This is a genomic window from Nakamurella deserti, assembly GCF_003260015.1.
In the GTDB taxonomy this organism is placed as follows: Bacteria; Actinomycetota; Actinomycetes; order Mycobacteriales; family Nakamurellaceae; genus Nakamurella; species Nakamurella deserti.
Genome location: NZ_QCXS01000003.1, coordinates 1,137,146 through 1,150,313, shown reverse-complemented (window position 1 = coordinate 1,150,313; position 13,168 = coordinate 1,137,146). Strand labels below are relative to the sequence as shown.

At 70.2% G+C, this 13,168-nt stretch carries 11 protein-coding genes and 1 rRNA gene; 3 read left to right on the top strand and 9 right to left on the bottom strand.

Going from position 1 to position 13,168, the window contains the following annotated elements; genetic code table 11:
* Positions 1-87 (top strand): 5S ribosomal RNA (gene rrf / locus DB033_RS18430); the annotation flags it as partial.
* A 1,568-nt stretch (positions 88-1,655) separates the two neighbouring features.
* Here the strand turns inward: rrf and katG are convergent.
* Together katG and DB033_RS18420 are read right to left on the bottom strand one after the other, a co-directional pair.
* Positions 1,656-3,854 (bottom strand): catalase/peroxidase HPI, encoded by a 2,199-nt coding sequence (gene katG, locus DB033_RS18425; protein ID WP_170315593.1) that lies wholly within the window; start codon positions 3,852-3,854, stop codon positions 1,656-1,658.
* Positions 3,855-3,930: 76 nt separating this feature from the next.
* The gene (locus DB033_RS18420) at positions 3,931-4,353 is read right to left on the bottom strand and encodes a Fur family transcriptional regulator (RefSeq protein WP_240615973.1); all 423 of its coding nucleotides are present in this window, start codon (positions 4,351-4,353) and stop codon (positions 3,931-3,933) included.
* A gap of 307 nt (positions 4,354-4,660) precedes the next feature.
* Between DB033_RS18420 and DB033_RS18415 the strand changes: the two genes are divergently transcribed.
* Complete coding sequence (locus DB033_RS18415; protein ID WP_170315583.1) at positions 4,661-5,449, top strand: excalibur calcium-binding domain-containing protein; 789 nt, start codon at positions 4,661-4,663, stop codon at positions 5,447-5,449.
* A gap of 58 nt (positions 5,450-5,507) precedes the next feature.
* Here the strand turns inward: DB033_RS18415 and DB033_RS20830 are convergent, their stop codons facing one another.
* The 3 genes from DB033_RS20830 to DB033_RS18405 all read right to left on the bottom strand — a co-directional run bounded on the left by DB033_RS20830 (position 5,508) and on the right by DB033_RS18405 (position 7,780).
* Complete coding sequence (locus tag DB033_RS20830; protein ID WP_157970790.1) at positions 5,508-5,660, bottom strand: hypothetical protein; 153 nt, start codon at positions 5,658-5,660, stop codon at positions 5,508-5,510.
* Between the two features lie 69 nt (positions 5,661-5,729).
* On the bottom strand, positions 5,730-6,167 hold the full coding sequence (locus DB033_RS18410; RefSeq protein WP_111768289.1) for a universal stress protein: 438 nt from the start codon (positions 6,165-6,167) through the stop codon (positions 5,730-5,732).
* A gap of 32 nt (positions 6,168-6,199) precedes the next feature.
* Positions 6,200-7,780, bottom strand: a complete 1,581-nt coding sequence (locus DB033_RS18405) for an MDR family MFS transporter (protein WP_111768288.1) — start codon at positions 7,778-7,780, stop codon at positions 6,200-6,202.
* Positions 7,781-7,917: 137 nt separating this feature from the next.
* Between DB033_RS18405 and DB033_RS18400 the strand changes: the two genes are divergently transcribed.
* On the top strand, positions 7,918-8,499 hold the full coding sequence (locus DB033_RS18400) for a TetR/AcrR family transcriptional regulator (RefSeq protein WP_111768287.1): 582 nt from the start codon (positions 7,918-7,920) through the stop codon (positions 8,497-8,499).
* An 87-nt stretch (positions 8,500-8,586) separates the two neighbouring features.
* On the opposite strand, the gene DB033_RS18395 is transcribed toward DB033_RS18400, so the two are convergent.
* The 4 genes from DB033_RS18395 to DB033_RS18380 form a co-directional block, all read right to left on the bottom strand.
* Entirely contained in the window at positions 8,587-9,543 is a 957-nt protein-coding gene (locus tag DB033_RS18395) for a sugar-binding transcriptional regulator (protein ID WP_157970789.1), read from the bottom strand.
* A 94-nt stretch (positions 9,544-9,637) separates the two neighbouring features.
* A complete protein-coding gene (locus DB033_RS18390) occupies positions 9,638-10,642 on the bottom strand; it encodes an ABC transporter permease (RefSeq protein WP_111768285.1) in 1,005 nt (334 codons plus the stop codon).
* Entirely contained in the window at positions 10,639-12,186 is a 1,548-nt protein-coding gene (locus DB033_RS18385) for a sugar ABC transporter ATP-binding protein (RefSeq protein ID WP_111768284.1), read from the bottom strand. The genes DB033_RS18390 and DB033_RS18385 overlap by 4 nt, the downstream gene beginning before the upstream one ends.
* Positions 12,187-12,190: 4 nt before the next feature.
* Positions 12,191-13,168: a substrate-binding domain-containing protein gene (locus DB033_RS18380; protein ID WP_111768283.1), complete on the bottom strand. Its 978-nt coding sequence runs from the start codon at positions 13,166-13,168 to the stop codon at positions 12,191-12,193.

Here is a 13,168-nt window from a genome sequence, read left to right as displayed (position 1 = left end):
GGTCCCATCCCGAACCCGGAAGCTAAGCCCTACAGCGCCGATGGTACTGCACCCGCCAGGGTGTGGGAGAGTAGGACACTGCCGAACACACATCCCAGACAAAGGGGCCCCCACCACGGGGCCCCTTTTCTGCATTCCACGGCAACTGTCACCGAGCCCCTCTCTTGCCTATCAAGGTCGTTGTCGGATGGTGCGTCGAAGGGGTACCCGCGTTTGTGAAGGCGGCGCCGGATGGAGCGAGAATTCCGTGTCACGGCGTCGTCGGAACACGAAGTGGTTCTGATCGCACCGCTGGCGACGGACAACCAGTTCAACGGGTCGCTCGCCGGCCGGCCGGCGCAGGTGGGCTTGCGTCCCTGTGACGAAACGAGGGCGATCGCGCCGCGACCTCCATCCGCATGACGGTCATGTGTCCGTTGGCTGGAGGCATAGTTCCGGTTGGCGGTCTCACGAGCCACGCGCGGGCCGATCCGCGTGGTCTGCAGCGTGCCTCTTCGTAGAGATGGTGGACTCCGATCCGGAGCGGGTCGTCACAGCGCCGTCGATTCCGACCGACGGGCAGTCGCCACACGCATGAGCCACTGGGTGTCGTCAGCGTTGATCGAGCATGTGTCGTGTCTTGGTGCTGACGCGCCCGCAGCGCATGTGTGCGCCGCTGTCAGGGCCCCTGAGTACGTCGCGCGCGACCATGCGAGCATGGGTCGTCGAGTGGCGCCCGATGTCCTGCCACCCTCGCATCGTCGTCCGTGGGCAGAGAGTCGTGCGGGGCAGCGGAGCGCGACGACGATCGGCATGGTTGACCTGACCGTTCACGTCTCCAGAGTCTGAGTGGAACAGTGAGGTCTCGCCGTGGACGTCGCTCGAGCCCCCGAGCTGGTCCGGTGAGCGGCTCCGTCGCGACTCTGATGCAACTCGGTAAGGACGCGAATCGTGCGCGGCCGGGACGGCGCTCCAGGACCTCGTGGACGACCGGCTGCACCTCCAACGGCCACAGGGGGACCCCACCGGACAGGTGCTCATGGTGGTCGCCTTGGTCACGCAGCGCATTCCTTGGGTCCGGCTGTCCGACTATGCCGTGAGGGCGAAGGCCCCCGACCTGTCACCGGTCGACCAGGCGTGAGTGCCGCGACGGTTCGGTACACCCTCGCCGGACAGCACAGCGCCCGGGCGAAGGCCCCCGACCTGTCACCGGTCGACCAGGCGTGAGTGCCGCGACGGTTCGGTACACCCTCGCCGGACAGCTCAGCGCCCGGGCGGAAGGCCCCCGACCTGTCACCGGTCGACCAGGCGTGAGCGCCGCGACGGTTCGGTACACCCTCGCCAGTCAGCACAGCGCCCGGGCGAAGGCCCCCGACCTGTCACCGGTCGACCAGGCGCGAGTGCCGCGACGGTTCGGTACACCCTCGCCAGACAGCTCAGCGCCCGGGCGGAAGGCCCCCGACCCGTCACCGGTCGACCAGGCGCGAGCGCCGCGACGGTTCGGTATACCCACGCCGGACAGCACAGCACCCGGGCCGCTCCGACCGGTCACCGGTCGACTACGCGCGAGTGCCGCGACGGTTCGGTACACCCTCGCCAGACAGCACAGCGCCCGGGCCGCTCCTACAAGGAGAGGCCCGGGCGCTGCGTGATACCAGGCGGTCGGTGAGGACCGATCAGACCAGGTCGTACCGGTCCAGGTTCATCACCTTGACCCAGGCGTCGACGAAATCGCGGACGAACTTCTCCTTGGCGTCGTCACTGGCGTAGACCTCGGCCAGAGCGCGCAGCTCGGAGTTCGATCCGAACACGAGGTCGTTGCGGCTGGCCGTCCAGACGACGTCGCCGGCCGCGTTGCGGCCGTCGAAGGTGTCCGGGGTGTCCGGCGATGCGGTCCAGGTGGTGCCGTGCTCGAGCAGGTTGACGAAGAAGTCGTTGGTCAGCGCGCCCGGAGTGGCGGTCAGCACACCCAGCTTCGATCCGCCGGCGTTGGCGTCCAACGCCCGCAGACCGCCCACCAGCACAGTCATCTGCGGTGCGCTCAGGGTCAGCAGGTTGGCCCGGTCGACCAGCAGGAACTCCGCCGGCAGCAGGTTGCCCTTCCCGAGGTAGTTGCGGAAGCCGTCGGCCTTCGGCCGCATCCCCTCGAACGACGGGATGTCCGTCTGCTCCTGGGTGGCGTCCGTACGGCCCGGGGTGAACGGCACCGTGATGTCGTGGCCGGCGATGCGGGCGGCCTGCTCGACCGCGGCCGAACCGCCCAGCACGATCAGGTCGGCCAACGACACGACGGCGGTCCCGGCGGCGTTGAACGCCTGCTGGATGTCCTCCAGCGTCCGCAGCACCTGCGCGAGGGTTTCCGGGTCGTTGGCCTCCCAGTCGCGCTGCGGCTCCAGGCGGATGCGGGCCCCGTTGGCTCCACCGCGCTTGTCGCTGCCGCGGAAGCTGGCGGCCGACGACCAGGCGACCGACACGAGCTGCGCCGTCGACAGGCCGGACTCGAGGATCTGCGCCTTCAGGGACGCGATCGCCTCAGCGTCGATCACCTCGTGCTCCCGCGCGGGCACCGGGTCCTGCCAGATCAGCGTCTCCTGCGGCACCAGCGGACCCAGGTAGCGCTGGATCGGCCCCATGTCGCGGTGGGTCAGCTTGAACCACGCCCGCGCGAAGGCGTCGGCGAAGTGGTCGGGGTCGGCCATGAAGCGACGGCAGATCTCGTCGTACACCGGGTCCACGCGCAGAGCGAGGTCCGACGTCAGCATCGTCGGCTGCCGGTTCAGGGTGCCGTCCTCGGGGTCGGGCACGGTGTTGGCGCCGCCTCCGTCGACCGGACGCCACTGGTGGGCACCGGCGGGGCTGTCGTACAGCTCCCACTCGTAGGCGTAGAGGTTCTCCAGGTAGCTCATGTCCCACTGGGTCGGCGTCGAGTTCCAGGTGACCTCGAGGCCGCTGGTGATGGTGTCGCGACCCTTACCCGAACCGAACGACTGCTTCCAGCCCAGACCCTGCTCCTCGATGGCGGCCCCCTCCGGCTCCGCCCCGACGTACACCGACGGATCGGCTGCGCCGTGGGTCTTGCCGAAGGTGTGACCGCCGGCGATCAGCGCGACCGTCTCCTCGTCGTTCATCGCCATCCGGGCGAAGGTCTCGCGGATGTCCCGGGCCGAGCCCAGCGCCTCGGGGACACCGTTGGGGCCCTCGGGGTTGACGTAGATCAGGCCCATCTGCACCGCGGCGAGCGGGCTCTCCAGCTCCCGGTCGCCCGTGTAGCGCTCGTCGCCCAGCCAGGTCTGTTCCGGACCCCAGTAGACGTCCTCGTCGGGCTCCCAGACGTCGGGACGACCCCCGGCGAAGCCGAAGGTGGTGAAGCCCATGGTCTCCAGCGCGCGGTTGCCCGTGAAGATCATCAGGTCGGCCCACGAGACCGTGCGGCCGTACTTCTTCTTCACCGGCCACAGCAGGCGGCGGGCCTTGTCCAGGTTGCCGTTGTCCGGCCAGCTGTTCAGCGGGGCGAAGCGCTGCATGCCGGCGCCGGCGCCACCACGCCCGTCGCTGAGCCGGTAGGTCCCGGCGCTGTGCCAGGCCATCCGGACCATGAACGGCCCGTAGTGACCGAAGTCGGCGGGCCACCAGTCCTGCGACGTGGTCAGCACCGCGTCGACGTCGCGGGCCAGCTCGTCCAGATCGACGCCGGCGAAGGCGGCGGCGTAGTCGAAGTCCTCGCCCATCGGGTTGGCCACCGCGGGGTGCTTGCGCAGGATCTTGAGATTGAGCTGGTTGGGCCACCAGTCGCGGTTCCCGCCGCCCTCAGTGGGGTGGTTGCGCGGTCCGACGGTCGCGACGGGGCAGCGGGCTTCGCTCTCCGCCGACTGCATGTCGCCGACTTTCGCGTTGTGGGTCTGGGTCACGTGGTTCCTTCCGGGAGGGGACGGGTGGGGCTGGGGAGGGGGCTCAGGCGGCGCTGCACGCGGGGCAGTGGCCCCAGTAGATGACCTCCGCCTCGTCGACGGCGAAGCCGTGGTCGTGGGACGCGGTCAGGCAGGGTGCCTCGCCGACCGCGCAGTCGACGTCGACGATCACCCCGCAGGTGCGGCACACCAGGTGGTGGTGGTTGTCGCCGATGCGTGCCTCGTAACGGGCGACCGAGCCCGACGGCTGGATGCGTCGGAGCAGCCCGGCATCGGTCAGCGCGTGCAGCGAGTTGTAGACCGCCTGCCGTGACACATCAGGGAAGTGGTCCTTCACCGCGGTGATGATGCCGTCCGTGTCGGAGTGCGGGCGCGATTGCACGGCGTCGAGGACCGCCCGCCGCGGACGGGTCACCCGTAGCCCTGCCGAGCGCAGCAGGTCGTCGGTTCGACGGATCGGAGGCACCGACGCAGTGTCGACCCTTTTCTGGACTGAGTCAAGAAAGCCCGGCATGTCCTGCGTGGGTCGTCGGACCGGCGCTGCCTCGACCGGGTGTCTCGGCTACCCGCGCCGGAAGCCGCCGGCCACAGGTGCGGTCCCCGGGTACTCGGCTCGGATTCGGTGTGTCTGCACGGTCGCGGCGGGTGCGGCGCCTTGCGTTTCGCCCCCTGCTGTCGCGTTCGTCCGATTCACATGTCAGACTCGCACCGCGACGGTTCGCAGCCCTACCGAGTGAATGGCGGGGCGCCGGTTCGCTCCAAGGGGGACGACGATGCGCAGATTGAAGTCGATGCTGTTGGCCGGGCTCGTGACGGCCGCCGGCGTGTTCACGGCGACGCCGGCAGTTGCGGACGTCTACTACGCCAACTGCGCGGAGGCGAGAGCCGCGGGAGCGGCCCCGATCTTGGTCGGCCAACCCGGTTACCGCCTACCTTTGGACGGCAACAAAGACGGCGTCGCCTGCGAGACCGGGGGCTCCGGAACCACCCCGCCGCCCCCCACCGGCGCCACGCCGCCGCCACCGCCCGCGAGTGTCGCCCAGACCGACATCGTGAAGTACTCGTGGTCGCCCAACCTGTACTCGGTGACCTTCTATGCGAGCGGCTGGGTGTGGCACAAGCTGACCGGGGCCGAGTGGGCCAACACCGGGTACCGGGCCCCGCGCCTGGCGGGCTGGATCGAGGGCACGGTCATCTTCAAGTACCAGGTGTCGAACGAGATCTTCGCGACGCTCGACGGTTACACCCACAAGCTGACCTTCGCCGAATGGCAGGACATGGGTCTGCGGGCGCCGCTGGAGAAGCGGGGCGGCTACGTCAATCTGTGGTGGGCTCCGCAGGGCATCGCCATCACCGACGGTGTCACCTCGACCGCGGTGACCTACGACGCCTGGGCTGCTGCGCAGTTCCCGACGCCGCAGGCCCTCGGGATCCTCCCCGGTGACCGCATCTGCACCGCGCCGGGATCGCCGAACCTGCTGTTCCAGGGGGCCACCCTGCAGAACCACGTCCTCACCTACGGCGAGTGGGACGCCACCGGCTACCGGCAGCCCAGCTGCTGACACAGGTACGACGAAGGGGCGGGTCCGTGACGGACCCGCCCCTTCGGTGTGTCTGCGGTCAGCTGCCGGGGAACTCGGCTCCGGCGGCCCGGACCGGATCGACCATCGCAGGATCACCCTGCTCCGGATCGTCGCGGGGCTCCTCGGTGTCGGCCCCGGGGCTGACGGCCTGCGTCGGCTCCTCGGTCGGCGTGTGGTCGGGTGCGGTCATGGCGATCTCCGTCCGTTCGGTGGAACTCCGTCACCGACAACGGTCTCCCGCAGCCGGAGGATCGAAACCTCAGGGCACCACCATCACCGGGACCGGTGCCCGTCGCTGCAGCTTGCGCCCCACCGCCCCGGCCAGCCGGTGCAGGATGCTCTTCGACTGCCCGACGACGATGAGGTCGGCCCACTGCTCCTGCGCGGCCTGCAGCAGCCGGGCACTGGGATCACCGAGGCACCGCACGACCTGAACCTCCAGATCCAGGTCGGCGGTCATCTCGGCGACCAGCTCGTCCAACCAGGCGGTGTCCTCCTCGGTGGGGGCTGCCGCCCGGAACCGGCCGGTGACGTCGAAGCGGTAGTCCGTGAACGGCAGCGCGTGCACCAGCAGCAACCGGGCGTGCTGCCGCCGGGCGATCCCGATGGCGTAGGCCAGCGCGTGCGCCGCCGTGTCGGAGGCGTCCACCCCCACCACCACCGTGGACCCGGTCCGGTCCGTGACCTGCTCGCTCATCGTGCGTCACCCGTCTCCGTCGACCTGCGCGGTCACTTCTGCAATGTGGGCTCGGCCGGCGCGACGTCGAGCGTGTTGCGCAGCCGGATCTTCGGCAGGGCCACCGCGGCGATGATGCCGACCACACCGATGCCGGCGGCGATCATGAACGTCAGCGCGGTCGCGTCGCCGTAGGCGACGTGCACGATGCTCTGGATGGCCGGCGGCATGCCCGCGATGTCCAGCGTGCCGGCGGACGCGCCGCCCGCCTGGGCCGGGATGCCGGCGTCGGCCATGCCGGAGGCGATGTTGCCGGTGACGCGGTTGGCCAGCACGGCACCGAGGACCGAGACGCCGATCGTGCCGCCGAGCGACCGGAAGAAGGCGACCGTCGCACTGGACGACCCGAGGTCCTTCAGCGGGACGGTGTTCTGCACCGACAGGACGAGGTTCTGCATGGTCATGCCCACACCGATGCCGACCAGCGCCATGTAGACGCCCATCAGCCACAGCGAGGTCAGGTGGTCGGTGGTGCCCAGCAGCGCGAACCCGGCGACCAGCACGACCGAGCCGGCCACGATGTAGGGCTTGATCCTGCCGGTGCGGCTGATCAGCCGGCCGGAGACGGTGGAGGCGACCAGCACGCCACCCATCAGCGGGATGGTCAGCAGGCCGGCGCGGGTCGGGCTGAAGCCACGGCCGAGCTGGAAGTACTGGCCGAGGAAGAACGCCCCGCCGAACATGGCCATGCCGACGGCGATGCTGGCGACGATGGCCAGGGCCGTGGTGCGCTGGCGGACGATCTGCAGCGGCACGATCGGCTCCGAGCTGCGGCGCTCGACGAGCACGAAGATCACGGCCATCACCAGGGCAGGGCCGACCATCGCGGCCGTCTGCCAGGAGATCCAGTCGAAGGAGTTGTCCACGAACGACACCCAGATGAGCAGCAGGCTCACCGCGACGGCGATCAGGGCCGCGCCGGGGAAGTCGATGTGCACGTTCTCGCGCCGGACGTGCGGCAGGTGCAGCGTCTTGGCCAGCAGCACGAACCCGATGACGGAGAACGGCACGCCGACGAAGAAGCACCAGCGCCAGCCGAGCCACGACGTGTCCACGATGAGACCGCCCAGCAGCGGGCCGCTGACGGTCGCGACGGCCATCACCGCACCCAGGTAGCCGTTGTACTTCCCGCGCTCCCGCGGCGGGATCATCGACGCGATGGCCACCTGGACCAGCGCCTGGAGACCCCCGACGCCGACGCCCTGCAGCACCCGGAAGCCGATCAGCTGCGGCGTGCTCTGGGCGAAGCCGCAGAGGATCGAGCCGATCGCGAACACCACGATGGCCGCCTGGATCAGCGCCTTCTTCGGGTAGAGGTCGGCAAGCTTGCCCCAGATCGGCGTGGTCACCGTCGACGACAGCAGGGTCGCGGTGACAACCCAGGTGTACTGACCCTGGGTGCCGTTCAGCGAGCCGATGATGCGGGGCAGCGCGGTGGACACGACCGTGGCGCTGATCATCGACACGAACAGCACCATCAGGAGGCCGGACAGCGCTTCCAGAATCTCTCGGTGCCGGCTCTTCTCGTCGGGAACGGCCGGTGGCGCGGCTCGGCGGCTGGTGGTCTGGGTCATCGGGTTCCTCGTGCTCGCGTGCGGAAGGCGGCGGACCGCGCGGGGGGAGTTCCCGCATGCGGACCGTTGAGTGCAACTATGCACCTTGCCGTCATATTCCCGCCGCCGGAGGGCCGCACACTCACTAGGCTGAGTGGATGAGTCTGCGCGAGTCCAAGCGGGTCTCCACCCGCGCCGCCCTGGAGCAGTCGGCGTGGTTGCTCGCGGCCAGCCGGCCCTGGTCCGACGTCACGATCGACGACATCACCACCGGAGCGGGCGTCGCCCGCCGCACCTTCTTCAACTACTTCGAGTCGAAGGAGGAGCTGTTCGCCGCGCTGGGGTCGATGCGTCCGGGGGAGTTCCTCGCCGCGGTACGGGCCCGCCCGCTCGACGAGGATCCGTGGGAGATGCTGTGCGGGTCGCTGACGGTCCAGCTGCAGTCCAGTCCGCGGGAGTCGATCGAGCGGATGCGGGCCATGTGGCGCGAGCCCGCGCTGCTCGAACAGCACATCGCCGGACGTCGCTTGCTGGAGCAGAACCTCGTCGACGAGATCCGCCGTCGCCGGCCCGCCCTCGACACCACCGACGCGCTGCTGATGGCCTCGGTCTTCCTCACCGCCACCCGGGTCGCCCTGCAGACGTGGGTGGACGACGGCTCCCCCGGGACGCCGATCGAGTCGTTGACCCGGACGCTGCGCGCGGTGACCGTCACCGTCGGGACGCAACTCGGGGTCTGACCGCAGGTCCGGACGTCAGATCGGGTACGCCCTCGCGGACCGACCCCGGTCGGTCGGCCGTCGGGCCGGCGACGGGCTCGACCCCGGTCAGTCGGCCGTCGGGCCGGCGAGCAACGCGGTGGCGAGTGAGTCGTCGACGATGAGCGTCGTGAGGTAGCCGCCGGCCAGCGCGGCGCGCGCGACGGCGGCCTTGGCCGCACCCGCCGCGATGCCGATGGACACGTCGCGGGTGCCCAGGGCCGCGAGATCCAGGCCCATGGTGCGGTCGTCGAGCTCCACGTCGGCGACGCTGCCGTCCGCGGTGATGAACCGGGAGATCACGTCGCCGACCGCTCCGCCGTCGCGCAACCGCCGCACATCCGCCTCGTCGATGTAGCCCGACGACACGAGGACCGACTCCGTCTGCAGCCGGCCGAGGGAGAACATGGCCACCGGCGCCTCCCGGGCGCCGCGCAGGGTGGCCCGGATCGTGGGCTCGCTCTCCAGGGCACGCCGCACCGACACCCGCCCGACGATCGCGGGCACCTGGAGCAGGTGCGCCCGCCCCCGGCCGCGTTCGCCGAAGCGGTGCATCGTCTCCACCGCGCCGGTGGCGTAACTGCTGATCGGGACGGCACCGTTGAGCTGGAACAGCTCGACGTCACGGGCCCAGCCGTCGCGCAACGCCATCGACACCGCCTGCATCGTGGTGCCCCAGCCCAGCGCCACCGACTCGCGGGTCAGCTCCAGCGACTCCAGGTGCCGGGCGCCCGCCGACGCCACGGCCAGCAGCCGCAACGGGTCCTCGCCGGGTCCGGTGCCGGCGAAGGAGGCGGCGACCACCGCCTCCTTCAGGTCGAACCGGCTCTCGAGCGCGACCTCCAGCTCGGTGAGCCGCACCTGGGGGTGGCGGATGTCGATGCTGACGATGCCGCGGTGCAAGGCGGACGCGAGCAGCCGGCCGACCTTCACCCTGCTGATCCCGAGCCGGTCGGCCACCTCGGCCTGGGTGAGTCCCAGGCGGTAGTACAAGTAGGCCGAGCGAACGGTCAGGCGGTCGTCCATGGTGGTCTTCCCGGCTCCGGAACCCGTGGACGTGAGCGCGCCCATCAGTCCGGGATGTCTGGTGTCCGGCGGACGCCGCGCGGGTGCCGGGGCATCAATCCGCCGTCTGACCCCGGCGGAGGCGGTCGATCAGCACGGCGAGCAGGATGACCACACCCATGATGATCTGCTGGTAGAACGACTTCACGTTCATCAGCGTCATGCCGTTGGACAGTACCGCGATGAACAGGGCGCCGATCAGCGTGCCCACGAGCGATCCGCGGCCGCCCATCAGCGACGTCCCGCCCAGCACGATGGCGGCGATGGCGTTGAGCTCGTAGCCGGACCCCAGGTCGGGCACCGCGCTCTCCAACCGGGAGGCGACGATGAGACCGGCGATGCCGGCGCAGAGACCGGAGATGACGTAGGTCCACAGCACGACCTTGCGGACCGGGATGCCGCTCAGCCGGGCCGCCTCGGCGTTGCCGCCGATGGCCAGCACCTGGCGGCCGAACACCGTGCGGTTCAGCAGGAACCAGCCGCCGACGAACACGGCCAGCATGACGAGCACCGCCACCGGGACGCCGAGGATGTTGCCCTGGCCGATCCAGTCGTAGCCGACCTGGTCCGGGATCAGCGTGGTGCCCCCGGTGCCGACGTAGACCACACCGCGCAGATAGGTCAGCGCGGCCAGCGTGACGATGAACGCGGGCAGGGCGAAGCGGGCGATGAAGACACCGTTGACCGCACCGATCACCGCACCCGCCGCCAGCGCGCACAGGATCGACACCACGGCGGGGAACGAGTTGTCACTCAGGACGATGGCGACCATCGCGCACACGCCGAGCGCCGACCCGACCGACAGGTCGATGCCCGCGGTGAGGATCACGAAGGTGCCACCGGCGGCCAGGATGGCGATCGCGGACACCTGGCGCATGACCTCGAGGAGGTTGTTCACACTCCAGAAGTAGGGCGCGATCACCGCCATCAGGGCGATGATGAGCAGCAGCGCGATGCCCACGCCCAGCTGGTCGCTGCGGTCGAAGAACTGCTTGACCGCGCCGTGGCGCCGGTCCTGGTCGGGCTGTACGCCCGTCGCCGGTGTGGTGGCGGTGCTCATACCTGAGCCTCTTTCTCCTGCAGTGCTGCGGTGGACGGACGGTCGGTCCCGGCCAGCCCGAAGGCGTGTTCCATGACCGTCTCCTCGGTGAGGTGGTCGTTGGGCAGGTCGGCCACGAAGCGGCCCTGCCGCATCACGACGACCCGGTCGGCGAGGCCGAGCAGTTCGGGCAGTTCGGAGGAGATGACGACGATGGCCATCCCCTGGGCGGCGGCGTCGTTGATGATCCGGTAGATGTCGGCCTTGGCGCCGACGTCCACCCCCCGGGTGGGCTCGTCGAGGATCAGCACCTTCGGCTGGGTCCGCAGCCACTTGGAGAGCAGCACCTTCTGCTGGTTGCCGCCCGACAGCCGGCGGACCTTCTGCCCGCGGGGCGAACGGATGCCCATCTGCCCGCGTTCGGTGTCGGCGGCGCGCCGGACCGACGCGCCCCGGACGACGCCGCCCGTCGACACCCGCCCGAAGCTGGCCATCACGATGTTGGCGGCGACACTCTGGCCGAGCACCAGGCCCTGCTCCTTGCGGCTCTCGGGGACCAGCGCGACGCCGGCCCGCATGGCCGCCCGCGGCGAGGACGCGCGGAAGCGCGCACCGTCGACCTCGACGGTCCCGGTCGCCGGCCGGTCGGCCCCGAAGACGAGACGGGCGAACTCCGAGCGTCCCGAGCCGACCAGGCCGGCGATGCCGACGATCTCCCCCGAACGCACCGTGAGGTCGACCGGGCCGATGGACCGGCCGTCGCCGATGCCCTCCACCTGCAGCATCACCCGGCCCGCCGTGGGCCGGTCGCCGGTGAACAGCGCCTCGATGGACCGGCCCACCATCCGGTTGACGATGACCTCCGGCGGTGCCTCGGCGATCGGCAGCGTCTCGACGAACTTCCCGTCCCGCAGGACGGTGACGACGTCGGCGAGCTGCTCGATCTCGTCCATCCGGTGGGTGATGTAGACGATCGCGGTCCCCCGCCGCCGCAGCTCGTGGACGATCGCGAACAGGTTCGCGACCTCCCGGGCCGACAGGGCCGCCGTCGGCTCGTCGAAGATCAGCACCTTGGGGTCGCTGGCGAGCGAGCGGGCGATTTCGATGAGCTGCTGCTGCCCGGTGCTGAGCCGGTCGGCCCGGGTCTGCTCGGAGAAGGTCGCGCCCACCCGGTCGAGCTGCTCGCGGGCCCGGGCCCGGGTCGCCCTGCGGTCGAGCATGGCGACCCCGGTCCGGTACTCCCGGCCCATCGCGAGGTTGTCGGCCACCGAGAGGTTGGGCGCGATCAGCAGCTCCTGGTGCACGATCGCGATGCCGGCGTCCTTGGCCGTGCGGACGTCGAGCGTGCGCTGTTCACCGTCGACCTCGATGGTGCCGGCGTCGGGCGCGTGGATCCCGGCGAGGATCTTCATCAGGGTGGACTTGCCGGCCCCGTTCTCGCCGGCCAGGACGTGGACCTGGCCGGCGAAGAGATCCAGATCGACGCCGTCGACGACGGTGACCCCGGCGAACCGCTTGACGATCCCGCGCAGGCGGACCACCGGCCGTGCGTGTGCTGCCGTCATCGGATCATCCCCAGGGGGTGTAGTCGGCGGCGGTCGCCTTGTCGACGAGCGTGGTGGGGAGCTCGATGAGCGTCTCGGCCGGCTTCTCGCCCTTGTGCAGGGCGTTGCCGATCTCCACGCCCTTGTTGGCCAGCGCGACCGGGTCCTGGGCGGCGGTGGCGGTGATCATGCCCCCGGAGGTGATCGTGTCCACGGCGGCCTTGGCGCCGTCGACCGAGGTGATGATGATCTGCATGTTCTTCTGCTTGGCGGCCAGCTCAACCCCGGCGGCGGTCGGGTCGTTGATCGCGAACATCGCCACGATGTTCGGGTTCGCCGTCAGGATGTCGGTCGCGACCGGCAGCGCCTTGTCGCGGCTGTTGTCACCCCGCTGCTCGGCGACGATGGTGATGTCCGGGTAGTTCTCCAGGGTCTTCTTGCAGCCGGTGACCCGGTCGGAGACGGCCGAGATCGGCGTTCCGTCGAGGATGGCGATGTCGCCCTTGCCGTTGATCTGCTTGGCCAGCGACTCGCACGAGACCTCGCCCGCCTGGACGTTGTTGGTGGTCACCGAGGCGCTGGCGTTCTTGGTCACCGAGTCGATGCCGACCACCGGGATGCCGGCGTCGATGGCCCGCTTGACGGCCGGACCGACGGCGTCGGAGTCGACCGGGTCGATGACGATGAAGTCGACGCCGGAGGTGATGAACTGGTCGATCTGGTTGGACTGGACGGTGACGTCCTCCTGGGCCTCCTGCGAGAGGACCTCGGCGCCGAGGGCCTTGCCCGCCGCGATGACGGTGTTGGACTCCAGGACGAAGAACGGGTTGGTGCTGTTGGAGACGGTGACGCCGATCTTGAGGCCTTCACCGCCACCGCCGCCGGAGGACCCGGAGGCGGCAGGGGCGTCACCGGACCCGCAGGCCGTCGCGGTGAGGAGGAGCCCCAGGGCGACGGTGGGGAACAGGAGCCGGGTGCGGACGGGACGGACAGCTGTGGCCAT

Excerpts from the sequence above, each read along its gene's own strand:
- DB033_RS18380 (WP_111768283.1), bottom strand. The coding sequence starts at position 13,168 with ATGGCCACAGCTGTCCGTCCCGTCCGCACCCGGCTCCTGTTCCCCACC.
- DB033_RS18395 (WP_157970789.1), bottom strand. The coding sequence starts at position 9,543 with ATGGACGACCGCCTGACCGTTCGCTCGGCCTACTTGTACTACCGCCTG.
- DB033_RS18415 (WP_170315583.1), top strand. The coding sequence starts at position 4,661 with ATGCGCAGATTGAAGTCGATGCTGTTGGCCGGGCTCGTGACGGCCGCC.
- DB033_RS18385 (WP_111768284.1), bottom strand. The coding sequence starts at position 12,186 with ATGACGGCAGCACACGCACGGCCGGTGGTCCGCCTGCGCGGGATCGTC.
- DB033_RS18400 (WP_111768287.1), top strand. The coding sequence starts at position 7,918 with ATGAGTCTGCGCGAGTCCAAGCGGGTCTCCACCCGCGCCGCCCTGGAG.
- katG (WP_170315593.1), bottom strand. The coding sequence starts at position 3,854 with ATGCAGTCGGCGGAGAGCGAAGCCCGCTGCCCCGTCGCGACCGTCGGA.
- DB033_RS18405 (WP_111768288.1), bottom strand. The coding sequence starts at position 7,780 with ATGACCCAGACCACCAGCCGCCGAGCCGCGCCACCGGCCGTTCCCGAC.
- DB033_RS18390 (WP_111768285.1), bottom strand. The coding sequence starts at position 10,642 with ATGAGCACCGCCACCACACCGGCGACGGGCGTACAGCCCGACCAGGAC.
- DB033_RS20830 (WP_157970790.1), bottom strand. The coding sequence starts at position 5,660 with ATGACCGCACCCGACCACACGCCGACCGAGGAGCCGACGCAGGCCGTC.
- DB033_RS18410 (WP_111768289.1), bottom strand. The coding sequence starts at position 6,167 with ATGAGCGAGCAGGTCACGGACCGGACCGGGTCCACGGTGGTGGTGGGG.